The sequence below is a fragment of the Pseudomonas sp. H3_E04 genome (assembly GCF_054668915.1).
The window spans coordinates 2,283,725-2,309,904 of sequence record NZ_CP162797.1; the positions used below are offsets into that span (position 1 = coordinate 2,283,725).

Annotated in this window: 23 protein-coding genes; 6 read left to right on the forward strand and 17 right to left on the reverse strand. The window is 60.8% G+C overall.

Translation table 11 applies throughout. The annotated features are described in order from the left end of the window. Positions 1–100 precede the first annotated feature (100 nt). Positions 101–2,305, forward strand: a complete 2,205-nt coding sequence (locus tag AB4N53_RS10215) for a TonB-dependent receptor (protein ID WP_460120241.1) — start codon at positions 101–103, stop codon at positions 2,303–2,305. Between the two features lie 172 nt (positions 2,306–2,477). Further along, positions 2,478–4,007, forward strand: a complete 1,530-nt coding sequence (locus AB4N53_RS10220; RefSeq protein WP_460120243.1) for an FAD-dependent oxidoreductase — start codon at positions 2,478–2,480, stop codon at positions 4,005–4,007. A 124-nt stretch (positions 4,008–4,131) separates the two neighbouring features. Here AB4N53_RS10220 and hemB read toward each other — a convergent pair whose 3' ends face one another. Then, complete coding sequence (gene hemB / locus AB4N53_RS10225; protein WP_460120245.1) at positions 4,132–5,106, reverse strand: porphobilinogen synthase; 975 nt, start codon at positions 5,104–5,106, stop codon at positions 4,132–4,134. Positions 5,107–5,329: 223 nt separating this feature from the next. Next, entirely contained in the window at positions 5,330–6,028 is a 699-nt protein-coding gene (locus AB4N53_RS10230; protein WP_460120247.1) for a glutathione binding-like protein, read from the reverse strand. 283 nt (positions 6,029–6,311) lie between these two features. Between AB4N53_RS10230 and AB4N53_RS10235 the strand changes: the two genes are divergently transcribed. After that, positions 6,312–6,986, forward strand: a complete 675-nt coding sequence (locus tag AB4N53_RS10235; protein ID WP_039763430.1) for a hypothetical protein — start codon at positions 6,312–6,314, stop codon at positions 6,984–6,986. Between the two features lie 109 nt (positions 6,987–7,095). Here AB4N53_RS10235 and mnmH read toward each other — a convergent pair whose 3' ends face one another. The 11 genes from mnmH to AB4N53_RS10290 form a co-directional block, all read right to left on the reverse strand. Next, the gene (gene mnmH / locus AB4N53_RS10240) at positions 7,096–8,199 is read right to left on the reverse strand and encodes a tRNA 2-selenouridine(34) synthase MnmH (protein WP_460120250.1); all 1,104 of its coding nucleotides are present in this window, start codon (positions 8,197–8,199) and stop codon (positions 7,096–7,098) included. After that, complete coding sequence (gene selD, locus AB4N53_RS10245) at positions 8,199–9,233, reverse strand: selenide, water dikinase SelD (RefSeq protein ID WP_122747043.1); 1,035 nt, start codon at positions 9,231–9,233, stop codon at positions 8,199–8,201. Before selD ends, mnmH begins: the two co-directional genes overlap by 1 nt. Positions 9,234–9,406: 173 nt before the next feature. Next, positions 9,407–10,546 carry a hypothetical protein gene (locus tag AB4N53_RS10250; RefSeq protein ID WP_460120252.1) on the reverse strand — a complete coding sequence of 380 codons (1,140 nt, stop codon included), beginning with the start codon at positions 10,544–10,546 and terminating at the stop codon, positions 9,407–9,409. A gap of 201 nt (positions 10,547–10,747) precedes the next feature. Then, on the reverse strand, positions 10,748–11,893 hold the full coding sequence (locus AB4N53_RS10255) for a hypothetical protein (RefSeq protein ID WP_460120254.1): 1,146 nt from the start codon (positions 11,891–11,893) through the stop codon (positions 10,748–10,750). A gap of 200 nt (positions 11,894–12,093) precedes the next feature. Beyond that, entirely contained in the window at positions 12,094–13,209 is a 1,116-nt protein-coding gene (locus AB4N53_RS10260; protein WP_460120256.1) for a hypothetical protein, read from the reverse strand. Then, positions 13,199–16,783, reverse strand: a complete 3,585-nt coding sequence (locus tag AB4N53_RS10265; RefSeq protein ID WP_460120258.1) for a toxin VasX — start codon at positions 16,781–16,783, stop codon at positions 13,199–13,201. Before AB4N53_RS10265 ends, AB4N53_RS10260 begins: the two co-directional genes overlap by 11 nt. Continuing rightward, the gene (locus tag AB4N53_RS10270; RefSeq protein ID WP_460120261.1) at positions 16,780–17,646 is read right to left on the reverse strand and encodes a DUF4123 domain-containing protein; all 867 of its coding nucleotides are present in this window, start codon (positions 17,644–17,646) and stop codon (positions 16,780–16,782) included. The genes AB4N53_RS10265 and AB4N53_RS10270 overlap by 4 nt, the downstream gene beginning before the upstream one ends. Next, complete coding sequence (gene tssI, locus AB4N53_RS10275) at positions 17,643–19,646, reverse strand: type VI secretion system tip protein TssI/VgrG (protein ID WP_460120263.1); 2,004 nt, start codon at positions 19,644–19,646, stop codon at positions 17,643–17,645. The genes AB4N53_RS10270 and tssI overlap by 4 nt, the downstream gene beginning before the upstream one ends. Before the next feature lie 270 nt (positions 19,647–19,916). Continuing rightward, a complete protein-coding gene (locus AB4N53_RS10280; RefSeq protein WP_460120265.1) occupies positions 19,917–20,873 on the reverse strand; it encodes a quinone oxidoreductase family protein in 957 nt (318 codons plus the stop codon). Positions 20,874–20,905: 32 nt separating this feature from the next. Further along, positions 20,906–21,079, reverse strand: a complete 174-nt coding sequence (locus AB4N53_RS10285; protein ID WP_073471384.1) for a DUF1427 family protein — start codon at positions 21,077–21,079, stop codon at positions 20,906–20,908. A gap of 211 nt (positions 21,080–21,290) precedes the next feature. Further along, positions 21,291–22,058 (reverse strand): AraC family transcriptional regulator, encoded by a 768-nt coding sequence (locus AB4N53_RS10290; protein ID WP_460120267.1) that lies wholly within the window; start codon positions 22,056–22,058, stop codon positions 21,291–21,293. Between the two features lie 146 nt (positions 22,059–22,204). Here AB4N53_RS10290 and AB4N53_RS10295 point away from each other — a divergent pair, with 146 nt between their 5' ends. Next, the gene (locus tag AB4N53_RS10295; RefSeq protein WP_016775403.1) at positions 22,205–22,432 is read left to right on the forward strand and encodes a DUF6555 family protein; all 228 of its coding nucleotides are present in this window, start codon (positions 22,205–22,207) and stop codon (positions 22,430–22,432) included. Between the two features lie 48 nt (positions 22,433–22,480). After that, positions 22,481–22,753, forward strand: a complete 273-nt coding sequence (locus AB4N53_RS10300) for a hypothetical protein (RefSeq protein ID WP_460120269.1) — start codon at positions 22,481–22,483, stop codon at positions 22,751–22,753. 22 nt (positions 22,754–22,775) lie between these two features. On the opposite strand, the gene AB4N53_RS10305 is transcribed toward AB4N53_RS10300, so the two are convergent. The 3 genes from AB4N53_RS10305 to AB4N53_RS10315 form a co-directional block, all read right to left on the reverse strand. Continuing rightward, positions 22,776–22,943, reverse strand: a complete 168-nt coding sequence (locus AB4N53_RS10305) for a metallothionein (RefSeq protein WP_016775405.1) — start codon at positions 22,941–22,943, stop codon at positions 22,776–22,778. A 261-nt stretch (positions 22,944–23,204) separates the two neighbouring features. Next, the gene (locus AB4N53_RS10310) at positions 23,205–23,657 is read right to left on the reverse strand and encodes a DMT family transporter (RefSeq protein ID WP_016775406.1); all 453 of its coding nucleotides are present in this window, start codon (positions 23,655–23,657) and stop codon (positions 23,205–23,207) included. Between the two features lie 3 nt (positions 23,658–23,660). Further along, complete coding sequence (locus tag AB4N53_RS10315) at positions 23,661–24,146, reverse strand: DMT family transporter (protein WP_460120271.1); 486 nt, start codon at positions 24,144–24,146, stop codon at positions 23,661–23,663. A 113-nt stretch (positions 24,147–24,259) separates the two neighbouring features. Between AB4N53_RS10315 and AB4N53_RS10320 the strand changes: the two genes are divergently transcribed. After that, positions 24,260–25,195 carry a LysR family transcriptional regulator gene (locus AB4N53_RS10320; protein ID WP_460120273.1) on the forward strand — a complete coding sequence of 312 codons (936 nt, stop codon included), beginning with the start codon at positions 24,260–24,262 and terminating at the stop codon, positions 25,193–25,195. A 134-nt stretch (positions 25,196–25,329) separates the two neighbouring features. Here the strand turns inward: AB4N53_RS10320 and AB4N53_RS10325 are convergent, their stop codons facing one another. Further along, positions 25,330–26,151: a methyl-accepting chemotaxis protein gene (locus tag AB4N53_RS10325; RefSeq protein WP_370695145.1), complete on the reverse strand. Its 822-nt coding sequence runs from the start codon at positions 26,149–26,151 to the stop codon at positions 25,330–25,332. Positions 26,152–26,180 lie beyond the last annotated feature (29 nt).

The window sequence follows — 26,180 nt, forward strand, 5'->3', positions numbered from 1 at the left end:
ACTGCGAAACCCTATCATTCGCGCCTGGAGTCGCATTAGCGCAAGGAGTTCCGCGCCGCCCTTATTTTATTCATTGGCCGTTCGCCTCCAGGTATCCGACATGCCCGCTTCAGCTCGACTCGGCGCTCCATTCCGCCCGACTTTGCTTGCCCTGCTGTGCTCCCTGACCGTCACCGCCCACGCCGCTGAAGACAACAGCAAAGAACTGGTGCTCGACGACGTCAACGTCAATGCCCAGGCCCCGACTCCCAACGCCCTGCCCCCGGTCTATGCTGGCGGTCAGGTTGCGCGCGGCGGCCAATTGGGCGTGCTCGGCAATCAGGACATGATGGACGTGCCGTTCAGTGCGGCGTCCTACACCGAGCAACTGATCCAGGACCAGCAGGCGGAAAACGTCGCCGACGTGCTGCTCAACGATTCTTCCGTGCGCCAGGCCTCGGGCTTCTCCAACCAGGCGCAGGTGTTCATGATTCGCGGCCTGCCGCTCAATGGCGACGACATCTCTTACAACGGCCTGTACGGCGTGTTGCCCCGGCAGATCATTTCTACCGATGCGCTGGAGCGCGTGGAAGTGTTCAAGGGCCCTAACGCCTTCATCAACGGCGTGACCCCGACAGGTTCCGGCATCGGCGGCGGCGTCAACCTGCAACCAAAACGCGCGGGCGACGTGCCGCTGCGCCGTTACACCACCGACATCAACAGCGAAGGCCGCATCGGTCATCACTTCGACATCGGCCAGCGTTTCGGTGCAGACAACCGCTTCGGCGCGCGGGTCAACCTGTCGCAACGCGAGGGCGACACCGGCATCGATCACGAGAATCAGCGCTCGAAACTGTTCGCCATCGGCCTGGATTATCGCGGCGATGCGCTGCGGGTTTCCGGTGATTTTGCCTATCAGAAGGAACGCGTCAACGGTGGCCGCAGCTCGGTCAACCTCGGCACCGCCACGCACATCCCGGACGCGCCATCGGCGGACACCAACTACGCGCCGAAGTGGGGCTACACCGACATCGAAGACACCTTCGGCATGCTCCGCGCCGAGTACGACCTCAACGACAACTGGACCGCTTACGCCGCTGGCGGCGCCAAGCACACCCGTGAAGTCGGCCGCTACAATTCGACCACGCTGGTCGGCAACAGCGGCGCCTCGTTCACCACCGGCTCGTTCGTCCCGCATGATGAGGACAACACCAGCGTCATGGCCGGCCTCAATGGCAAATTCAACACCGGCCCTGTCAGCCACAAGCTGAATTTCGGCCTGACCGGGATCTGGGCCGAGCAGCGCAGTGCCTATGACTTCGACCTGACCCGCTACTCGAACAACATCTACCATCCGATCACCACTCCGGCACCGGTCGGTAATTTCGCCGGTGGCGATCTCAACGATCCTGGCATCGTTGGCAAAACCTTCAACCGCAGCGTCGCAATCTCTGACACCCTCGGTTTCTTCGATGATCGCCTGTTGGTCACCGCCGGTCTGCGTCGTCAGCAACTGGTGGTGCAGGGTTACAGCTACGCCAGCTACGGCAGCGGCCCGCGTTCGTCGAGCTACGACGAGTCGATCACCACGCCGGTGTACGGCATCGTGTTCAAGCCGTGGGAGCATGTGTCGTTCTACGCCAACCATATCGAAGGTTTGGCCCAAGGGCCGACTTCGCCGACCAGCTCCGGCGGTTTCCGCGTGACCAACGGCAACGAGGTTTACGCACCGAAGCGCTCCAAGCAGACCGAGCTGGGCGTGAAAGTCGACATGGGCACCTACGGCGCGAGCCTGGGCGTTTATCGCATCGAACAGCCGAGCGACGGCTACTGCGAAATCAACAGCGCTACCACTTGCACCTACGTCCGCGAAGGCGAGCAGATCAACAAAGGCGTGGAAATGAACGTGTTCGGCGAGCCGATCGATGGTCTGCGCCTGATCAGCGGCCTGACCCTGATGGACACCGAACTGAAAAACACCCTCAACGGCGCCAACGACGGCAACCACGCCATCGGCGTGCCGACCTTCCAGTTCAACGCTGGCGTCGATTGGGACGTGCCGGGCCTGCAAGGCGTCGCGCTGAACGCGCGAATGCTGCGCACCGGCGGGCAATACGCGGATGCCGCCAACAATCTCAGCCTGCCGACGTGGAACCGCTTCGACGCGGGTGCGCGCTATGCGTTCAAGGTGTCGGAGAAGGACGTGACCGTGCGGTTCGGCGTTGAGAACGTGGCGAACAAGAAGTACTGGGAATCGGCTCAGGGCGGCTACCTGACCCAGGGTGAACCGCGAGTGGCGAAGTTGTCGGGGACGATCGATTTCTAAGCGTCGTTTCGTCGTAGAAAAGGCCCCGCAGCTTCATGGTTGCGGGGCCTTTGTGGTTTTTGTGGTGCTTGATCCGGCCTCTTCGCGAGCAAGCCCGCTCCCACAGCGGCCGGAACTGGCTAGCCTTTACATCTGATCCATACTTGCTGCACAGCCACAAGAGGACAGCCCCATGAACCGCAGCGACGTGCTGATCATCGGCGCCGGCCCGACCGGTCTGGTCCTGGCGCTGTGGCTGAGCAAACTCGGCGTGCGTGTGCGCATCATCGACAAGACCTCCGCGCCCGGCACCACTTCCCGCGCTCTGGCCGTGCAGGCACGCACCCTTGAGCTGTATCGCCAACTCGACCTCGCCGACACCATCGTGCGTCGCGGTCATCAGGTTGCGGCGGCGAATTTCTGGGTCAACGGCAAGCCCGTCGCGCAGTTGCCGCTCAAGCGCATCGGCGAAGGCCTGACGCCCTACGCCTTCGTCGAGATCTTCCCGCAGGACGAGCACGAACGGCTGCTGCTCGAGCGCCTCGCTGATTACGACGTCAGCGTCGAGCGCAATACCGCGCTGGACAGCTTCGAAGAAACCGGCGACACACTCACCGCCCATCTGCGCCTGCCCGATGGCGGCCAGGAAGTCTGCCAGGCCTGCTATCTGGCCGGTTGCGACGGCGCCCGTTCGGTGGTGCGCAAAACCCTCGACACCGATTTCCCCGGCGGTACCTACCAGCAGATTTTCTACGTCGCCGACGTCACGGCAAGCGGCCCGGCGCTGAATGGCGAGCTGCATCTGGACCTCGACGAAGCGGACTTTCTCGCGGTGTTCCCCCTGGCCGGCGCAGGCCGTGCGCGACTGATCGGCACGGTGCGTGACGAACGTGCCGAGCGTGCCGACACCCTGCAATTTTCCGACGTCAGCAGCCGCGCCATTGAACACCTGAAAGTGCATATCGAAGACGTGCACTGGTTCTCCACCTACCGCGTGCATCACCGGGTGGCCGAGCACTTTCGCAGCGGCCGGGCGTTTCTGCTCGGCGATGCCGCCCACGTGCACAGTCCGGCCGGTGGCCAAGGTATGAACACCGGCATTGGCGATGCGATCAATCTGGCGTGGAAACTCGCCGCCGTGCTCAGTGGTGGTGCCGAACCGAGGCTGCTCGACACCTACGAAACCGAGCGCATCGCCTTCGCTCGCCGGCTGGTGTCCACTACCGACAAGGTCTTCAGTTTCGTCACCGCCGAGGGGCGCATGGCCGATCTGCTACGGATGCGTGTGGCGCCGTTTCTGATACCGAGAATGGCGTCGTTCGAAGCCAGCCGCGAGTTCCTGTTTCGCACGGTCTCGCAAGTCACCCTCAACTATCGCGGCATGCCGCTGAGCCAGGGCGAAGCCGGCCACGTGCATGGCGGTGACCGCTTGCCGTGGGCGCATGATGGCGAGGGAGATAATTTCGAGCCGCTACGGCAACCGTGCTGGCAGGTGCATGTCTACGGCGACACCAGCGACGAAATGATCGCCTGGTGCAATGAACATCACTTGCCGCTGCATGTGTTCGACTGGCGACCGGCGTTTGAAACGGCAGGGTTGGGGCGCAACGGGTTTTATCTGGTGCGGCCGGATACTTATGTCGCGGTTGCGGATAACAGTGCTGATCCAAAAGTGATCGAACGCTACTTCCGCGATCACGGCATCCGCCCGTTCTTCAGCTGACACACCACACTTCAACTGTGGGAGCGGTCTTGCTCGCGAAGGCGGTGTGTCAGTGCCAGATGCGCTGCCTGACAGTCCGCATTCGCGAGCAAGCCCGCTCCCACAGTTGCATTTGCAGCGTTGATTAAATTCCCGCCAACGCCAGATCCATCGCAAAGTAAGTGAAGATCAGATCCGCACCGGCACGCTTGATGGCGCCGAGGCTTTCGCGCACCACGCGATCTTCATCGATCGCACCGGCCTGGGCGCCGAACTTGATCATCGCGTACTCGCCGCTGACCTGATACGCCGCCAGTGGCAGGTTCGAGGCCTGGCGAATGTCACGGATGATGTCGAGGTAAGCACCGGCCGGTTTGACCATCAGCGCATCGGCACCTTCCTGCTCATCGAGCAGCGATTCGCGCAGGGCCTCGCGGCGATTCATCGGGTTCATCTGATAGCTTTTGCGATCGCCCTTGAGCGCGCTGCCGCCGGCCTCGCGGAACGGGCCGTACAGCGCCGAGGCGAATTTGGTCGAATAGGCCATGATCGGTATCTGCGTGAAGCCAGCGGCGTCCAGCGCCTGACGAATCGCGCGCACCTGGCCGTCCATTGCTGCCGACGGTGCTATCACGTCAGCCCCGGCGCGGGCTGCGGCCACCGCTTGCTGGCCGAGGTTGATCAGAGTCTGGTCGTTGTCGACCTCGTGGTTGTGCATCACGCCGCAATGGCCGTGATCGGTGTACTCGCAGAAGCAGGTGTCGGACATCACGATCATTTCCGGCACGGCGTCCTTGGCGATGCGCGACATCCGCGACACCAGGCCGTCTTCGCGCCAGGTGTCACTGCCGTTGGCATCGAGATGATGGGACACGCCAAAGGTCATCACCGACTTGATGCCGGCACGGGCATAGCGCTCGATTTCACTGGCCAGTTTGCGCTCGGGGATGCGCTGCACGCCGGGCATGCTGGTGATCGGCACGAAGTCGTCGATCTCTTCCTCGACGAAGATCGGCAGGACCAGATCGTTCAGGCTGAACTCGGTTTCCTGGAACAGACTGCGCAGGCTCGCATTGCGGCGCAGACGGCGGGGACGTGCTTCGGGGAACTGACTGGACATGGGGCCTTTCCTGAAAACAGCGGATGAGACGAAAGTCGTAGGGGGGAAAGCTTATGCCTTGCGGCGGGTGCGGGACAAACCTGGATCAATCAAGAGAGCGTTACTGCAGGTGCAACAATCTTTGTAGGAGCTGCCGAAGGCTGCGATCTTTTGACTTTGATCCTAAAAAAACAAGATCAAGAGATCGCAGCCTTCGGCAGCTCCTACAGGGGAACGCGGTGGGTCAGGACGGGATGGTCAGGCCGCGAATGACCGCCGGGCGCGCGAGAAACCGCTCCAGCACCCGCGTGACATTGGGGAAATTCTCAATCCCGACCAGATCCCCAGCCTCATAGAAGCCAAGCAGATTGCGCACCCACGGGAACGTGGCGATGTCGGCGATGGTGTAGCGCTCGCCCATAATCCAGTCGCGGCCTTCGAGGCGGGTGTTGAGCACGTTCAGCAGGCGTTTGCTTTCCTCGACATAACGATCACGCGGGCGCTTGTCCTCGTAATCCTTGCCGGCGAATTTGTTGAAGAAACCGAGCTGGCCGAACATCGGGCCGATGCCGCCCATCTGCCACATCAGCCATTGGATGGTCTCGTAGCGCGGCGCGCCTTCCTGAGCGAGCAATTGGCCGCTCTTGTCGGCCAGATAAATCAGGATCGCGCCGGATTCGAACAGCGGCAGCGGCTGGTCTTCCGGACCATGCGGGTCGAGGATCGCCGGGATCTTGTTGTTCGGGTTCAGCGACAGAAACTCTGCCGAAGTCTGGTCGTTGGTGTCGAAACCGACGCGGTGCGGCTCGTACGGCAGGCCGATCTCTTCGAGCATGATCGACACTTTTACGCCGTTGGGGGTCGGCAGGGAGTAGAGCTGAATCCAGTCCGGGTACTGCGCCGGCCATTTCTGAGTAATCGGGAATGCAGACAGATCGGTCATTGGAAGCATCCAGTCACAAATTGAAAACCGATCATAAAGTAGGCCTGCCGCCGCGCCTACACGAACCGTAACATCCTGTCGTTAACCTGCCTGCATGCCCGCAAAGGTTGCCGTTAGAGTGCTGCGCACTGGCCCGGATCGAACCAAACGGGCATTACAGGACTCTGAGATATGCCTTTCTCGCAGAGGAAGCTGTTCACGACAGGGAAACACCCGGTGCTGGGAGCCCGCGGTGCCAAGGTTTGTCAGCCTTAACCGATTTTGCTGAAGAACCCTCGAACTGATGACGAACCTGATGAGTTTCGCCAAACGCTTCAAACATCGCGCGTACGTGGCCCTGCCCTCCCTGCTGGCAGTCAGCGCGCTGTTTCTGTCCCTCGAATCCAGTGAAAGCCGCGCACAACCGGCGGACGGCACGCAGACGCTGGTGTTCCTGCGTCATGCGGAAAAGCCCGAAGGCGGTCTCGGCCAGCTCAACTGCCAGGGCCTGAACCGCGCCATCGACCTGTCGACCCTGCTGCCGGAAAAATTCGGCAAGGCCGATTACGTGTTCGCCGCCAACCCGACGCGCAACGTCGAGGAAGGCGAGCTGGACAATTCCTACAGCTACATTCGTCCGCTGATGACCATCAGCCCGGCCGCGATCAAGCTCGGCCTGCCGGTGAACATCGAGTTCTCCGCCAACGACACCAGCGATCTGGCCCGCGAACTGCTGGACGAGAAGTACCACAACTCGACGATCTACACCGCGTGGTCTCACGGTTATCTGCCGGAGCTGATCAACAAGGTCGCCGGCAATGCGGTGGGCGAGCGGCAGAAAATCACTGATGACTGGGCCGGCGATGACTTCGATTCGCTGTATGTGCTGACCCTGAAGTGGCACAACGGCAAGGCCAGTTTGCAGAGTCATAGCTACAAGCAGGGGCTGGATAACGGTAAGGACACTTGCCCGACCTGAGTTTTGCAGCGCCTGACATTGCGTCTTCGCGAGCAGGCTCGCTCCCACAGGGAACCGCATTTCAACTGTGGGAGCGAGCCTGCTCGCGAAGAGGCCAGTCGCTTGCGCCTCAAGCCTTCTGGCTCACCCTCGCGCGCAAATACTCGATCACCGCCCCACGCTCCCCGGCAAACTCGATCCGCCCGCCCTTCTTCTCGCGCTGGAACACATACATCGGGTCGTAATACTCGCGCAGCAAACCCTCGATCCAGCCGCGATGCAGGTCTACCGCGCCACTGCGGCCCTGCTCGGCCAGCGCCTGTTCCATCAACACCAGCATCCGCGAATGGCGCTCACCGCCGAGGCGTTTCTGTACGTTGTTGAGGCTTTCCAGCAGACGTTCGGAGAACAAGGCAAAACCGTTTTCACCGTGCACCGAGGCAAACTCCGCCGACAGATCGATGACGTAATCACGCAGGATCCGTTCGACACGATCCTCGAAACGATCTTCCAGCCAGACCATCGGGTACTGCTGCATGCCCTGATACAGCGGCAGCGGCAAGGCACAACTGCCGACCACGCGGCTCTCGTCTTCGAGCACAAACTGCTCGATCCCGGCATCGCGTTTCTTCAGGAAGTCGATGGCCAGGCGATTCTCGAAATCGATGTTCGACGGCTGCCCGGTGGCACGTTTGCCGAAACTGGAGCCGCGATGGTTGGCGTGGCCTTCCAGATCCACACCGTTGCGCAACTGCACCAGCACTTCGGTCTTGCCGGTGCCGGTCATGCCGCCGAGCAAAACGAAATCACACTGCGCAATAGCCTGCTCAAGGGTGTCGATCAAAAAACTGCGCATTGCCTTGTAGCCGCCGCCGACGCGCGGATAGTCGATGCCCGCCTCGTCGCGCAGCCACTGCTGGGTGATCTGCGAGCGCAAGCCACCACGGAAACAATACAAATAACCATCGGGATGAGCCCGGGCGAAGTCGGCCCAGGCCTGGATGCGCTCGGCTTTCACCGCGCCGCCCACCATCTGGTGGCCCAGCTCGATTGCCGCCTGCTGGCCATGCTGCTTGTAGCAGGTGCCGATCTTCTGCCGCTCCAGATCATTCATCAGCGGCAGATTGACCACGCCGGGGAACGCGCCTTTGTGAAACTCGACCGGCGCGCGGGCATCCATCATTGGCCGGTCGTTGAGGAAAATATCGCGGTAGTCGGTGCAGTCGCGGAGCATCAAATCACCTCGACCGCGTTCGTCTGTCGCTCAACCAGTTCGCCGATCGGCGCAAGGCTCAGGCCCAGTTCGGCGGCGACGCCGAGGAACTCGTCATTGCCTTCAGGCGTGACCGCAATCAGCAGACCGCCGCTGGTCTGCGGATCGCACAGCACGCGTTTGTGCAACTCCTGCACGCGGCCAACCTTGCTCGAATAGCTGTCGAAGTTGCGCAGCGTACCGCCCGGCACGCAGCCCTGATCGAGGTAGTACTCGACGCTGTCCAGACGCGGCACGCGGTCGTAGGCGATGCGCGCGGTCAACTGGCTGCCGTCGGCCATTTCCACCAGATGCCCGAGCAGGCCGAAACCGGTGACGTCAGTCATCGCGGTGACGCCGGCGAGTTTGCCGAAACGGCTGCCAGGCTTGTTCAACGTACACATCCAATCGCGGGCGACACCGACGTCGGCGGCGCGCAACTTGCCCTTCTTTTCCGCAGTGGTGAGGATGCCGATGCCCAATGGTTTGGTCAGGTACAACAGGCAGCCGGCGGTAGCGGTGTCGTTGCGTTTCATGTGGCGCTTTTCCACCAGACCGGTGACGGCGAGGCCGAAGATCGGCTCCGGCGCATCGATCGAATGCCCCCCCGCCAACGGAATGCCCGCCGCGTCGCACACCGAGCGACCGCCACGAATCACTTCCCGCGCCACTTCCGGCGCCAGCACATTCACCGGCCAGCCGAGAATCGCGATCGCCATCAACGGATCGCCACCCATCGCGTAGATGTCGCTGATCGCATTGGTCGCGGCGATGCGGCCGAAGTCGAACGGGTCATCGACAATCGGCATGAAAAAATCGGTGGTCGACACCACCCCGCGCTCGGCATCGATCTCATACACCGCCGCGTCATCACGCGAGGCGTTGCCGACCCAAAGTTTCGGATCGAGGTTCTGTGCGCCGCTGCCGGCGAGGATCACTTCCAGCACCTGCGGGGAAATCTTGCAGCCACAACCGGCGCCATGGCTGTATTGGGTCAGACGAATCGGCTCGCTCATGGGAGAGTCTCTGGCAATGAATGGGGCGGATTCTAGCAGAGCGCGAGCGCGCAGATTTTTGTGCTGACCGAGCGGCCCCCTTCGCGAGCAGGCTCGCTCCCACATTTGTACGGTGGTTTCCTGTGGGAGCTAGCCCGCTCGCGAAAGCTATCGAACCTGCCTGCACCGCCCAGTCAGCCCCGCCTGCCAACCTCAGCGAAAATCTGCGTAATCGGCCGATGCGGCTGGCGCTTGTGCATCCGCCGCACTTGTTCGCTCAGCCGCAGCAACTCTTCACTGGGCTTGGCCCATTGCTCTTTCGGCAGCGGCTCAGACCATTCGCGCATAACTTCCGGCAGCGCCTGTTTGCCGATTCTTTCCAGGCGGCGCACTTCCCATTCGACCAAACGGTTGGGAATCGTCCATAAAGTCATGACGTGATACAGGTACCAAAAGAACCCCGACAGCCGCGAGCGGCGGCCTTCACGGATCTGCTGATGCATCCGCGCGCGGGCGTTACGAAAAGTGTGCAGGCCTTCGTGGGGCGGGTCGTCCGGGCCTTGCAGATCCTGCAAATCCTGAATTGATTTGAGGTCGTTGACTTCGTACTCCATGTAACCGCGAATCGCTTCCCAGTGGCTGATCGCGAGCTCCAGGCCGGCGCATTGGAATTCCTGGCTTATGAGGGTTTCACCTTGGTAGAAACCGATGCCCATGCCGTATTGGCAGTGGATGCCGAATTGGGTGGCGCCTTTGGCTTCGATAATCCAGGCGCTGAGCGATTCCCACGGGACGAAAACTGGTTCGGTGGCACCTTCGGGCATGAAGCAGACTTCGCGGCGTTGGCGGTTGAAGCGGGTTGGGATGAGGGAGAGGCGTTTTTTGTGGTGGTGATGCCAGACGCCAATACCGATGAGCAGGATCAAGGGGCCGCAAATTAATTCATTTTCCAACCCCACTTCGAATATTCCAACCATTGACTCCCAAATCGCCTCGTTTCCATAGCCAAAAAGAATCCCTAGCAAGCCCGTGAACAAAGGAAATAAAACGAGAACCATAAAAGTTCCTGCGGTCGTCCCGCCGAGAATCAACTGCCACGTAAATGCCTCTGGCAATCCGAGACCAAAGTCCATGTAGCCTTGGTTCAATTCCCCGATGTGAGGCCCATAAGGTGGCATAGGTGCAGGCAATGGCAAAGGTGATAGATAGGTAATCTTCCCGCTTGGGAACGGCTCAATATCGCCCGCTTTTTTAACCCCCTCATATTCCGAACTAGAAAGAGGACTACTGCGATTATTCAGCATGGTCAGCCCATTCGAGGTATTGAGTTTCAACCAGTAGAACCATCGGGTTTTCCTTGACCGACCCGGTAGCAACAACTGAAAAATGGCCACCACCCCGAGGGTCTCCCACCTCGGCCAAGATCAACCGAAACATCCGCATCCAACGCGGTCCCCTGTGGGAGCGAGCCTGCTCGCGAAGGCGCTCAAGCAGGCAAAAAACCTCCCACCCTCTGGTCACAATACTGCTCTGCATCAGTCCACAGCCCGCCTGCAAATCTCAGCGAAAATCTGCGTAATCGGCCGATGCGGCTGGCGCTTGTGCATCCGCCGCACCTGTTCACTCAGTCGCAACAGCTCTTCGCTGGGCTTGGCCCATTGTTCTTTCGGCAGCGGCTCGGACCATTCGCGCATGACTTCCGGCAACGCCTGCTTGCCGATTTTTTCCAGGCGGCGCACTTCCCATTCGACCAAACGGTTTGGAATCGTCCATAAAGTCATGACGTGATACAGGTACCAAAAAAATCCCGACAGCCGCGAGCGGCGGCCTTCACGGATCTGCTGATGCATCCGCGCGCGGGCGTTACGAAAAGTGTGCAGGCCTTCGTGGGGCGGGTCGTCCGGGCCTTGCAGGTCTTGCAGGTCCTGAATCGATTTGAGGTCGTTGACTTCGTACTCCATGTAACCGCGGATCGCTTCCCAATGGCTGATCGCGAGCTCCAGGCCGGCGCATTGAAATTCGAGGCTGGTGAGGGTATCGCCGTGATGAAAACCGATGCCCATGCCATATTGACGATGGATGCCGAATTGGGTGGCGCCTTTGGCTTCGATGATCCACGCGGACAGCGATTCCCATGGGATGAAGACTGGTTTGGTGGCGCCCTCGGGCATGAAGCAGACTTCGCGGCGTTGGCGGTTGAAGCGGGTTGGGATGAGGGAGAGGCGTTTTTTGTGGACGTGGTGCCAGACGCCTAGGCCAATAAGTAGGATCGAGGGGCCGCAGATTAATTGGTTCTTGTAAGCCTCTTCGAATACACCAATCATTGATTCCCAAATTGCCCCGTTTCCATAGCCAAAAATAATACCTAGCAAGCCGGTAAATAAAGGAAATAAAACGATGATCATAAAGGCGCCTGCGGTTGGCGCGCCGAGAATTACCTGCCACGAAAATACCTCTGGCAGTCCAAGCCCAAAGTCCATGTATCCGTCATTGAACGCTCCGATATGAGGTCCGTAAGGCGGCATTGATGTAGGTAATGGCAACGGTGCGAGGTAGGTAATTTTCCCGCTTGGGAACGGCTCAATATCGCCCGCTTTTTTAACCCCCTCATATTCCGAACTGGAAAGAGGATTACTGCGATTATTCAGCATGGTCAGCCCTTTCGAGGTATTGATTTTCAACCAGCAGAACCATCGGGTTTTCCTTGGCCGACCCGGTAGCAACAACTGAAAAATGGCTACCACCCCGAGGGTCTCCCACCTCGGCCAAGATCAACCGAAACATCCGCATCCACGCGGTCCCCTGTGGGAGCGAGCCTGCTCGCGAGGGCGCTCAAACAGGCAAAAAACCTCCCTCCTTCTGGTCACAAAACTGCTCTGCATCAGTCCACAGCCCGCCTGCAAACCTCAGCAAAAATCTGCGTAATCGGCCGATGCCGCTGGCGCTTGTGCATACGCCGCACTTGTTCACTCAGCCGCAGCAACTCTTCACTGGGCTTGGCCCATTGCTCTTTCGGCAGCGGCTCGGACCAGGCGCGCATGACTTCCGGCAGCGCCTGCTTGCCGATTCTTTCGAGTCGGCGCACTTCCCATTCGACCAAACGGTTGGGAATCGTCCATAAAGTCATGACGTGATACAGGTACCAAAAGAACCCCGACAGCCGCGAGCGGCGGCCTTCACGAATCTGCTGGTGCATCCGCGCGCGTGCGTTACGGAAAGTGTGCAGGCCTTCGTGAGGCGGGTCGTCCGGGCCTTGCAGATCCTGCAAGTCCTGAATCGATTTGAGGTCGTTGACCTCGTACTCCATGTAGCCGCGAATCGCTTCCCAGTGGCTGATCGCGAGGTCCAGGCCGGCGCATTGGAATTCCTGGCTTATGAGGGTTTCACCTTGATAGAAACCGATTCCCATGCCGTATTGGCGGTGGATGCCGAATTGGGTGGCGCCTTTGGCTTCGATAATCCAGGCGCTGAGCGATTCCCACGGGACGAAAACTGGTTCGGTGGCACCTTCGGGCATGAAGCAGACTTCGCGGCGTTGGCGGTTGAAGCGGGTTGGGATGAGGGAGAGGCGTTTTTTGTGGACGTGGTGCCAGACGCCTAGGCCGATGAACAGGGTCAAGGGGCCGCAAATTAACTCATTTTCCAATGCCACTTCGAATACACCTACCATTGACTCCCAAATTGCCTCGTTTCCATAGCCAAAAAGAATTCCTAGCAAGCCCGTGAACAAAGGAAATAAAACGAGCACCATGAAAGTGCCTGCGATCGTTCCGCCGAAAATTAGCTGCCATGGGAATACCTCCAGTGAGCCGAGACCAAAGTCCATGTATCCGTCATTGAACGCTCCGATGTGAGGTCCGTAAGGGGGCATCGCTGTAGGTAAGGGCAATGGTGCAAGATAGGTAATCTTCCCGCTTGGGAACGGCCCAATATCGCCCGCTTTTTTAACCCACTCATATTCCGAACTGGAAAGAGGATTACTGCGATTATTCAGCATGGTCTGCCCATTCGAGGTATTGAGTTTCTACCAGCAAAACCGGAGGGTTGTCTTTAACGGAGCCGGGAGTTACTACAGCAAAATGACCGCTATCCAGAGGGTCAATATGAATCACGCGCGTTCTTGACTCCGCCCCACCTTTGCCATTGACGGTCTGGATACATATGGCAAGTTCGAGCGTTTCCTTTGCAGGCGTATAGTCAGAATCGTGACGGATGGGGTACTGAAGACAAAGCACCAAACCATCTGGCGATGACTTCACGATTCGCAGACTGCTCAATATCTCCTCACTGATGACTTCCTTGCGTACTTGCGGCACACCGCGACCATGCAGCGGTGCAACAAGTCGATGGGCACCGATTCCCAAGCGTTGACTCGGTTTACCGTTTAACGGCGGCAGAAGATCATTTAGTGCCAGCCTCGGCAGAACCAAATGAATATCACTGGGTTTGGCGCCAAATAATAAAGTCTTCAGCCAGGCATCACTGGGATCAGGTCCTGATTGGGCGTAAGGAGCGTGTATCAAAAACGCCAGATAATTTTGATAGTCATCCAGAGAGTGGTCTCCGCGCATCTCGTCATCACGGCTCCAAGGCGTGATTTTCAGCCACTTCTCATGGGCAGAAAGGTTGTAACGATTGAACAGCCAAGTACCGACGAACTCCAGCACGGTGAACAATGCACCGGCCAAATTGAAGCGAAAGAACACTAAAGAAAGACGTGTACCAGCTGCTGCCCAAGCGGCCGTGCGTGCCGAGCTATTAGGTGCAGTGAACACTTTGAAAGAAGCGTAGACAGTGTTACTCGCTCCATATCCGTTAGCTGCAACCATACCTGCAGCGCCCAACGTTGCCAGCGCAGCCGCCCTTTGCTCAGATGGAGTGCCACTGCGGATCGCGTCTTGCCATTTTCGATCCTGGTTTCCGAGGCTGGTAATAGACGTTCTTAAACCAAAAAAATAAGTAAAAAAGCCCAAACCAACATGCAACTTACCCATTTGCACACGAACCTGTCGCAGCGCTTCCAGCTGCAAACTGGCAATAAGGCTGGATCTTCGAGCCCTTAACGCTGTATCAGCAAGCCCCTGCGCAGCGGTAAATCCCGCAGCGCCTGTAGCGGCAAGAGCCGCAAAAAAATCCGCCCGTTTCTTCCTGTCCCTCGTCTGCTTCATCACCTCCCGGTAAGCCCCCACCAAATTCACCACCTGCACCAACACCACCACCAACCCCATCCCCTCCGTCCGCACCAGACTCGCCTTCGAAACTCCCGCCACCCCCGCGCGAATATTCTCCAGCAACCCACGCAATTCCCCGTGCTGCGCCGGCGGAAACACCACCGTCAATCCCGCTTTCGCCGGGGTGGCGCCGTACAGTCGGGCCGAGCGATCCGGCAGTTCATCAATCGGGCTTAACGCTGCCGCAAGGCGGCCTTCGAACAGCGCCAATTGCGTGCGCACGCGGACGATTTCCTGCTGCAATTCCATCGCCCGGGCGGTTTTGTGGCCCTGGCGGTTTTTGTTGTGGGTGAGTTGGTTGCGTTCGCGGTTGAGGGTTTTCAGGTAGTCGCGTTCGCGCAGCACTTCCTTGATCGTGGCTTGCAGCGCCGATTGCTCCGCCGGGGTGGACACGGTGAAGGTCACGCCGCTGGTTCGTGCGGCGTCGAACACGCGCAGGCGCAGGGCTTTGGGCAAGCGCTGGAACAGTTCGTCGAGGTCGGGGATTTTCTCGCCGGCAAGATCGAAGCCTTCCAGCGCCCGGCTCAGGCCGAGGTTCAGCGCCGGGCTGTAGGTGTCTTGCACCGCATCGGCGAGGACGCGGCTGTGTGCGGGCAGATCGTCGAGGGCCGGCAGCTGCGGCTGCTCGATGCTCTGCAATTTGGCCAGCCAGTCCGGCAGGTTGTTGAACATCGCCATGCCGGCGTTGAACAGCGTTGAATATTGCCCGGCCTGTTCGCTCTGCAAACGCAGCGGCAAGGTGTAGAACAGCGGGCGGGTCAGTTGCGGGTGTTGCTCGAGGTATCCGAGCATTTGCTCATTGGCCGCGTCGCTGCGGCCGATGTCCTTGAGACAGGCGTATTCGCTGGCGAGCGCCTGATCGATCTGCACTTGCCCGTCGAAATACCACGCCGAGCGATGGAAACGCCCGGCGCACAGTAGTTGCGCGCGATCGGCGGTGATGCGTTCGAGCAGGCGATTCCAGCGTCCGAGGTTGTCGCGATGACTGTTCAGCACCTCGTCCATGGCCGGGCGGTCGATCAGGTCATTGATGCCGCGTTTGCCGCTGAGCAGCGGGCCGTCGAGCACGTCTTTCATGCGCCGGCTCTGGTCCTTGCCGAGGTCGACCAGTGTGCTCAGGTGGCGCTCGACGAATTCGGCGGGGGCCACTTCGAGAAAATATTCTCGGGTGTAAAAGCGTCGGTCCGCCTCGGCGGTGACGCGAGCGTGCGCGGTGAAATCCGGGGCGACGCCGTCGAAACGGTTCAGCGCCAGCGACTCGTCCAATGCCTTTTCGCGCTGTTGCTGCAGTTCAGGTCGAGCCTGAGTATCTGCCGGGACAATCTCACCACCCTTGTTCAAATACTCAAGCAGCGCCTGCCGGGTATTTTCCCGATCCGGCTCGGGCAATTGCTCCAGTTCAGCGAACAATGCCTGGGCGCGCGGATCGTCGCTGGCCTTGGCCAGGGTGTCGAAATCCTGAGCGCCGAGCTGGCTCAGCGACTCGATGTAACTGGCCAGCAGATAGTCGCGCTCGTTGTTGTCGGTGTTGCTCCACTGCTCGATCCAGCCGACCACCAGATCCTGATAATCGGCCAGATCGCGCATCACCCCAAGGTCGTCGTTGACCAGCAGAAACAGCGTGTCGTCCTGATAAGGCCCGCGCACCCGCCCGAGAAATTCGCCGATATGCGCCTCGCGAAAACGTCGCGGGTTTTCCCACAGATAGGGTTCGCGTTCGTGCTCCGGCGCATCGCTGACCTGCACCGCCGGCATCCGCGTGGCGTCCGCCTCGGCCAGCGGTTTCGCTGTGCAGGCCACTTCCGCCAGCCACTGTTTGGCCTGGGCCACGGTAAGCAGATGCTCGCCGCCGATCAGACAATGCACCGGGCCGAGATCGACCGCCTGCATGAAGTGCTCGCGCTCCTCCGCGCTGTCCAGCACCTGTCGGCATTTCGCCGCGCTCAACTGCACATCGGCAAAGGTCACGTAAAGGGTGCTTTTGCGCGAGAAGATCAACGCCGGACGTTCCTCGATGGCGCTGCGCTGATCCTCGCTGACGCTTTTGCCGCGATGCAGCAATGCGCTGATGACGCCTTCACGCACGCGGTATTCGTAGAGCTCGCCGCTGAGGCTGTCGACGATGTACAGCCAGCCATCGCGCAGGCGGCGGATGCCCATGGGGCGCGTGGTCAGGGTGTACGGCAGCGTGATTTCGGTGCTGGGGTCGAAGGGTTTTTCCACCAGGCCGTACGCGAGGGGTAACAGTTGCACGTGGGTGTTGCGCAAGGGGCAGGCGGCTGGCGCACCAATAGGTGCTTTCGACGCGGCTAACGCATCGAGGTTGGCGGGGTGATTCATGATTGATTTCTCTCAGAGGCCCATCGGAAGGCCATTGCAGCGGCAATCGCAACGCGCTCGCCGGGGGATTGCAGCGAAGGTGTGTGCATCAGCTGATGGATCTGCGGATGCCGACTGCACGCTGCATCGTCCAGCCATGCCACCAAGTTGGCGTACAGCAGAATCTCGGACGGGCTGCTCAAGGCAAGCTCGCTGGCATGGGCGTGGATGCGTTCCAGCAATTGCCAGCGTTCAACTGCCGTGTCCCCGGCATGAAAATCAGGAAAGTGCTTAAGCAGGTGCGTATCGATGTCGAGCAACACCCGCCGCCGATCCACCCGATCCAGCGCGGCATCCTGCTCCGCACTCAACCGATACGGCGCCACCAGAGCCCCACCCTGCCCTTGCCGAGGTCGCTGACAGTGCCAGACTTGCCGCGCGCCATCCGCCGTGACCACACACCCCAGCGGCCCGAACAGACTCGCATCGCCACTGGCAAACAGCGCCTGCGCCACGGCGGCATCCGCCAGCCGCAACAACACCGGCGAGCCGACCGGCAACTCGACGATCAGCAACTGGCGCAAGTGCGCGACAATTTCATGCGCCGGCGCGGCGCTGAACAACAGCACGCCCCATTCCTGTTGGGCGTGCTGGCGATAAAACCGCGCCACCGGATCGTCGGCGTCAGCGAGCGCCACCAGCAGCGGCGAGACGTCACGCAGGGCCGAAAACGGTGGCTGGTCGTACAGCGCAAAAGCGTTGGCGGCGGCGTCGAGACGTCGCAGTTGCGCCGGCAAATCGGCGATCGTCGCACGGTCGAGCAGCACAAACGCCTGCTGCTCAGCCCACGGCAAACCTTCAGGCCAATCCGTCAAAAGGCTCATGCCTGGGCCGCCTCGCAGATCAGGCAACGCGAGGTCCGCGTGGTCAGCAATGCATGCCGTTGCTGCACGGCATCGAACGTCGCCTTGAGCAACGGCGCGGCCCCCGGCAGCAAGGGTTCCGCTGGCAGACACACCGTCGGCGCCCCGCCCTGCACCACCGGCACACTGCTGAAAATGCCGGCGGCGCCGACCGTCAGCCAATGCCCGCCAGCAGCCAGGGTGATCTGCAGGCCGCTGTTGAAAACCACCTGCTCGCCCGCGCCGAAATGCAGCTGCTGCGCCGCACTGACGCGCTGACTGGCGACCCGCACATGCTGCTCGCCCTGCACCCACAGATGATCGTCCTGCTTGAGTTCAGTCAGGCGATTGCCGTGGGTCAGGTGATGTTCCTCGTCACGCAACTCAAGGCTGGAGACGCCGCCAATCACTTGGCTGTGCAGGTTGTCGATCTGCACACGCAAGTCGTTGAGCACGTGCTGCACCAAGTCGCGCTGCGCCCTGATGGAGATTTCTTCCGCGCCTTGCCGGTCCTCGATGCGCAGTTCGTTGTAACCACCGCCGCCGGGGCTGCTCTGGCTGCGCCAGATACTGCGCGTCTGTTGCGCCGGCAAGTCCAGTGGCACCGGGGTTTCGGCGTTGGGCAGGCAGGCGAGCACATGCGGTTTGTCCGGATCGCCATCGGTGAACCCCACCAGCACTTCCATACCGACGCGAGGAATCTGCACGCTGCCGTAGCGGTCATGCGCCCAGGCAGTGGCCACGCGCAGCCAGCAACTTGACTGTTCATCACGCTGGCCGTCGCGATCCCAGAGCATTTGCACTTTCACGCGGCCGTAGGCATCGCTGTAGATTTCTTCGCCGGGCGGGCCGGTCACCACCGCCAACTGACTGCCGCTGACGCGCGGTTTGACGTGCTTGAGCCGCGGGCGAAACACCACGTCCCACGGTGTCGCGACGAAATGGTTGCGATAGCCCTGACTGAAACCATCTGCGTCAGCCTGCTCGGTGAACGCTTCTTCGAGCACTTGCGGCTGCTTGCCGATGTGCTCGACCTCGGTCAGCAACCATAAATCGTTGCAATCGGCGCGCGAGTAATCCGCCATGGTCATGAAACTGCCGCCGCGCATCAGCGCCTGATTGCTGCGCCCGTTAGCCAGACGATAGTCGGCACCATGGCGCTCCAGCGCACGCTGGCTGAGGTGCTTGCCGCGCTCGCGATGGGTGAATTGCCCGGGAAACTCGTAATCTTCCAGCAGCGGAACTCGCGCTGCACTGGCCTTGGCGTCCAACTGCACCGCAGGCTTTTCGAAGTGATAGTCGCGGCGCTCGACGCGGTTGGAGCGTGGCTCCAGGCGCACAGTGAACTGGTCGATAACCGGCGCATCGGCAACCAGGCCGTTGCCCTGCACATAGCGCGTCGTCACGTCGTGTTTGAGGAACGCCGTTTGATCGTCGCCGAACACCAACAGGTGCGCCTCACGGCGGTGGCGGAAGTGAAAGTGCAGGCCCTCCTCTTCGCACAGCCGCTGGATGAAGTGCAGATCGGTTTCCTGGTATTGCACGCAATACACCCGCGCCGGGCACTCGGCGCTGAGCTGAAAATGCCAGGCATCGGCCTGCATGCCGTGATCGCCCAAGACATTGGCGATGATCTGCGGCACGCTCAGGTTCTGGAAAATCCGCTGATTGCGCCGATGCGCGAGGTAAGCAAGATGCGGCGCAAGGGTGATCTGGTAACGGCTCAGCCGAACACCGCAATCACCCTGGCCGACCCGATAGACCAGCCCGTGCATGCCGCTACCGTCGGCACCGAAACAGAGAAAGGCCGGCCGATGCAGCAAGCCTTCCAGATCCAGATCGGGGCGCTCGCTGACCAGCTCGAGATCCAGTTCGTAGGTCTGGTTGAGCACTTCCCGGGTGCGGAAGCCGAACACTTGAAGATCGTGGGAAACGCCTTCTATCTCGAGAGTGAAAACAACGGGCCTGCCAGCGATGCGCATCCACCTGTCCCTGTGTCTGATTGAAAGACGGGACTGTGCAACGGTGCGCTGCAATGGGTGAAGTCAGACCTTTCCCTGTTTTGCCGGCCTGCGAGCGAAAAGGACCTGACCCACAGAGAAACGGCCGGGATCCTACGGAAATGATCCCGCATCCTATGTATTTCCCCTGTGGGAGCGAGCCTGCTCGCGAAAGCGGTGTGTCAGTCGCCGACTGTTTAACTGATCCACCGTCATCGCGAGCAGGCTCGCTCCCACAGGGATTTGCGTGAGTCAGGGCAGCAAGATGATCTTGTCGCCACCGCCCTGATTGACCTCTGCATAGCGCGCCAGCCCTTCAGCCAGCGGCACTTGCACCAGGCCCTGCGGCAGCGGCAAGCGGTCTTCATCGAAGAACCGCCCGAACTGCTCGAGCATCGCCGCGCAGGCCGCAACGCCGTACAACAACGAGTTGATGCCGACCACCGAGCCGCCCTTGCGATACAGCGCCAGCGCCGGCAATTGCACGTGGCCGTCGACCGGCGCGGCGATGATGGCGATGCGGCCGAAGGTCGCCAGTGCGGCGACCGAGGCCGGCAGCCAGAAACCGGTGGTGTCGAAAATCACATCGGCGCCGCCGCGATACACCGCATTGACCTGCGCACCGAGGTCTTCTGGCTTATCCAATTGAATCGTCTGATAGCCCTGCTTCTGCAGATCGGCGACCTGCTCGGGCCGGCGCGCCGCCGCCAGCAATTGCGCGCCGCGCACTTTTGCCAAGGCCAAAGCTGCGGTTGCCACTGCCCCGCCGCCGATCACCAGCAAGCGCGTATCGGCGCTGACCAGGCTGCGTTCCAGTGCATCCCATGCCGTGGTGTAGGGCACGCCCAAGCTGGCGGCCTGAGCGAAACTCAGGTGCGCCGGTTTGTGCGCCACGCCGCTGGCCGGCAGTTTGACGAATTGCGCATGGGCGCCGTCAGCGAAGAAGCCCAGCTCGCGCCCGGTACCCCAGACTTCCTGACCGATCAGTGCTTGCGGCCCCTCGACCACCACCCCGGCAAAATCCCGCCCCGGAACCCGTGGCAGCGTGGTGTAAGGAAAACGCCCCAGGACGTTTTTCACATCGCTGGGATTGAGCCCGGCAGCCTTGATCTGCACCAGCACTTCATCGGCGCCGGGCACCGGGGTCGGAACGTCGACGAAACGCAGGGAAGACAGGTCGCCGGTCTGATCGAATTGCAACGCTTTCATGGGCACATCCACCGATAAGGAAAAAGAGAAATTCAGGACAACCAGCCAGCGACCAGTTGCCGGCCCAGCGGCCACAACTGCTCACCGGCCAACATGCCGAGCAGACCGACCAGCGCGATGGCCGGTGGTGCGGGAGAACGGAAATCGAGCGCGCCGTAGAGCAGGCCGACGCCCAGGCCGATGGCCAGAGAAATGAGGTAGTTCATGTGGGGAACTCCACCGCGATAAGTGATGGGCAGAGTCTAGGGAAACGGGTGGAGCGGTATCGGCCAAGGACTTCTGAATTTCGGACAAACCTACTGCAGCCGCCATAGAACCGTGTGGGAGCGAGCCTGCTCGCGAATGCGGTCCTCCAGTCAGCACTTCATTGCCTGGTGCAAAGCTTTCGCGAGCAGGCTCGCTCCCACAGGGATCTGTTCAGGCTGCGGAGAATTGCGAAGGCGCTATGCCAAGCTCCCGGCGAAACATGTCGCTGAAGCTGCTCGGTGAATAACCCAGATCGCGAGCAATGGCGCTCACCGCCACGCCCTGAATCAAGGACGCCACCGCTGTGGCCAACTGCACCTGCCGTCGCCACTCGGCGAAGCCCATGCCGAGGCTGTCCTTGAACAACCGCGCCAGGGTGCGCACGCTGGCCCCGGCGTTTTCCGCATGCTGCTCGAAGGGGATCTCCAGCGACGGCGCGGCCATCACGGCCTGACACAGATTCATCAGACGCCGGTCGGACTCGTCCGGCAGCGGAATCTTCAGTTGCGAACGCCTTGCCCGGCGCAGCTCCAGCAACGCCAGCCCGACCAGTGCCTCGTAATACTCAGCCTCGCCGGCATCGCCCTGCGCCACCAGCCCGACGATCAACTCGCGCAGCAACCCGCCGACTTCGATCACCTGCACCGTCGCATCCAGGGTCGCCGCCAGCGCCGGGCGCAGGTAGATATTGCGCATCTGCAAGTCCGACACCACCCGGATCCCGTGCGGCACTCCCGGCGGCAACCACACCGCCCGCTGTGGCGGTACCACCAGCGCTTCGTGCGGGGTTTCCACCCACATCACCCCGCTCATCGCATACAGCAACTGCCCCCAGACATGCTCGTGCGGCTCGATGAACAAGCCACGCGGGTAGGTCCGCGCCAGCGGTTGCACGGGCACATCGGTGTCGGTCAGATCAGGGGGCGCGGCGAGGGCCATGGCGAGCGTTCACAGGGGGTTGGCGAAGCCGCCATGGTAACCAGCACGCCCCGCCCTCGCCAACGATAGATACCGTCGGACAATCCGAATGAATTTTCCCGGCACAGCGCGATCCGTTTAATACCACAGGGAGGAATTCGGGCTTTATGAACAACGCAAAACTTTACGTCATCGACTACACACTGCATGGCACCCCCAAGTCGTTCATTATCCGCTCGGACAAAATGGACAACGCCGAAGCCTGGCATTGGGCAAGCTGCGACGCGGGCGTGGGTCGCATCCCGCGCTTCGGCCGCGAGAAAGTGCAAAAGACCAGCAAACCGATGGCAGAAAAATTCGGCCTGGAAAACGTCACCTGGCGCCAGACCAACTGACCCCACCGCCTTTACCGCAGGCTTGGCAATCGAAAGGGGGAATCGACGATGACCGACACCTATCACTCGGCCCGACTGGATTACGGCCTGACCACCTTCTTCGGTCAGATCAGCAAAACGGTGGATTGTCAGGTCGCACTGGAAACGGTCGCGGATGATCCTTACCGCTTCACCTTGTGCGTCCAGGCTCCGGTGCCGGAAGACCTCGACCAGGCGAAGATCGTGGTGGTCAAGGTCGAGGGGCGAACGCTGCAAGGCACGGTGAGGCACTTTGAGCGAAGGGAAGACGACAGTCTGAAAATGGAAGTGGAGCCTGATTAGGCTCCACTTTTTTTTGCGGTGATTACTTCGGATGAGCGCAACCGCAGCCCTTCATCGCACACTCTTCACCGTGTTTGTGGTGATGAGCGCAAGCCTCGCAGCAATAGTGTTTACCGTGTACCGCGTAGGAATGTTCGCCTTCTTTGATCGTGCAATTGCAGCCCGGGCAGTCGCATTTTTTATCGGACATGGGACAGACTCCTTGCGTGGTGGTTGTCTGAGGCTTGAGTGTAAGCCGTGAGGGACAGTGTAGAAGGTGGTGTTGCAGGCTGGCCAACTGTTGAGAGATTGGGCGACACAGAGATGGCTTTCGCGAGCAGGCTCGCTCCCACAGGTGTTCGCCGCACAAAGCAATGAGTGTTAGCTCGAATAGCTTTTGATCTTGATCTCAGAGCCCGTCGGCAGGCTGAGCGGAGGGCAACATCCGCAGCACCGGATATGTACTCAAAAATCACTGCGCCTGCCGCGAACTCCGATACATAAACACCAAAGCCACCGCCAGACACACCATCGCCAACATCCGACTCGGAGACAAGCCGATCGCCGGATTCCCCAACCAGCCAAAATTGTCGATCAACATCCCCATCCCCAACTGCCCGACAATCACTGCCACCGTCGCCACAGCCGTCCCGACTACAGGCACCGCGCCAACCATCACCATCATGTACACCACGCCGAACAGCGCCCCGGTCAACTGCCACTTCGGCACCTCAAGCAGACTCACCGCCTGCGCCGGCTCGAAAAACAGGATCAACAAACCGGTCACCACCGCGCCCACCGCAAAGGTCAGCAGACTGCTACGCAGCACGCCAACCGTCTCACCCAAACGCCCATTGATCGCGGCCTGCACACTCAACACCGCACCGGCCAATACCACCACCGCCAACAAAATCACCAGACCCATCACTCACCCCCGCGCAATCAGAACCAAAGCCACCACAATCAAGCCCAACGCCAGCCAGCGCTCGCCGTTGACCTTCTTGCGCGTCGCGCCGAACCAGCCGAAATGGTCAATCAGCACACTCTTGCCGACCTGCCCGGACAAAATCGCAATCATCGTCATGGCAATGCCGATATGCGGCGTCGCCAGGGTCAACACCACCACGTAGATCGGCCCGAGAAAACCACCGATCAACTGCCAGCGCGGCAGCTCGGTCAGCGCCGGACCTTTCTGTGGGCCGGCGAACAGCAAGAGCAAAAACAGAATCGCCGAACCCACGCCGAAAATGCTCAACGTCGCCCACAAATGCCCGACCTGCTCACCCAGCGGCCCGAGCAAACCGGCCTCCACCGACAAGCCCATGCCGGCAAGGATCACCAGCGGCAGCAACAGCAGACGCAACACCGAGCTTTTCACCGGTGCCGCAACCACCCCTTCATCCAACGTGCGCATACACAATCTTCCAGGCTTATAAACAATGGCGCGGATTATCGGCTGGCGTCGCTGTGCGATAAATGGGAGCATCCGGACAACACTTTTGCGCAACACGCACAGCGAGACACAGTATGCACGGGCTCAACGAACTCGGATTCAAAGCGCTACGGCTGTTTGTGGCGGTCCTCGACCACGGCAGTTTTTCCGAAGTCGCCCGCCGCGAAGGCGTCGCGCCGTCCTCCATTTCGCGGCAGATCCAGTTGATGGAGCAGGCGCTCAACCAGCAATTGCTCTACCGCCACACCCGCGCCGTCACCCCGACCGAAGCCGGGCGCACGCTCGGCCATCATGCGCGGCTGCTGCTGGTGCAACTGGAAGAGGCCGAACAGGCGTTGCAGGAGCAACAAAGCGAACCCACCGGCCTGGTGCGCATCAACGCCCCGGTGGTGTTCGGCCAGCGCCATCTGACGCCCTGGCTGGGCGAGCTCTGCGCGCGGTATCCGAAGCTGCAACTGGATATCCAGCAAACCGACCATTACGTCGACCCGCTACAGGAAGGCGCCGATCTGCTGTTTCGCATCGGCGCGCTGCACGATTCGAGCATGCAGGCACGCATTGTGGCGCCGCACCGCTTTCAGGTCGCCGCCAGCCCGGCCTATCTCAAACACCACGGCACCCCGCAGCATCCCGACGACCTCGCGCAACATCAGTGCCTGGCCTACAAAGGCGCGGCCGGTCAGCAGCGCTGGTTTTTCCGCCGTGATGGCGAGGACTGGACGCCATACACCGTCAGAGGCCCGATCACCGGCAACCACGCTGACACCCTGACCCAGGCCGCTCAGCAGGGGCTGGGGCTGGTGATGTTTCCATCGTGGCTGATTGGCGAAGCGGTACGCGAAGGCACGCTGGTGCCGGTGCTGGGTGAGTATCAGGTGTCGAACAGTCTGGAGCCGCAGCAGATCGCGGTGCTGTGGCCCGGGAGCCGGCGGCTGTCGGTGAAGGTCAGGACGGTGATTGACTTCTTCATCGAATGCTTCGGTGAAGTCCCGTATTGGGACCGACCTTAAACCCCACACAAATCCAAATGTGGGAGCGGGCTTGCTCGCGAATGCGGTCCGTCTGATATCAAAGCAGCGTCTGATACACAGCTTTCGCGAGCAGGCTCGCTCCCACAGGGTTTATGCAGGGCTCCAGAATTGCGTCAGATACGGAACTGGCCGACCAGCTTGCCCAACCGCTGCCCCAGCTCTGCCAGACTGCGCGACGTCTGCGCGCCCAGTTGCGTTTCATCGGCGACGCTGTCCACCGCCACGGCAATCTGATGCACGCTGCGGTTGATCTCTTCGGCCACGGCCGTCTGCTCTTCCGCTGCGCTGGCGATCTGCGCGTTCATCGAGTTGATCGTCGCGATCAACTGCGCCATCGCGTCCAGCGAAGCACCGGCCTGATTGGCTTGCTGGGACGTGCCATCGCCGGCCTCACTGGAACGGCGCATGGCCTCGACCGCCTGCTGCGTGCCCGCTTGCAAGCGGTCGATCATGCCCTGGATTTCCTGAGTGCTGATCTGCGTGCGGCTGGCCAGTGCGCGTACCTCGTCCGCAACCACCGCAAAGCCACGACCGGCCTCACCGGCGCGCGCCGCTTCGATCGCGGCGTTGAGCGCCAGCAGGTTGGTCTGCTCGGCAATCGAACGAATCACCCCAAGCACGCCGACAATCGAACTGACGTCCTGCTGCAGGCTGTCCAGCGACACGCCGCTGTTGCGGATGTCGTCGACCAATGCATGGATCTGCTTGATGCTGCCCGCGACCACGCGCTTGGCGCTCTGGCCTTCTTCGTCGGTCTGCTGAGCGGCAACGGCGGCGTTTTGCGCGCTCTTCGCCACTTCCTGGGCGGCGGCGGACATTTCGTTGATCGCCGTGGCAACCTGATCGGTTTCGTGGCGCTGACGCTCCATGGCCTGATCGGAACGCTGCGCCTGTTCCGAGACCTGGGTGACCAGCCCGGTCAGTTGCGTGGTCATTTCGGTGATCTGCCGCACCAGACCGTGGA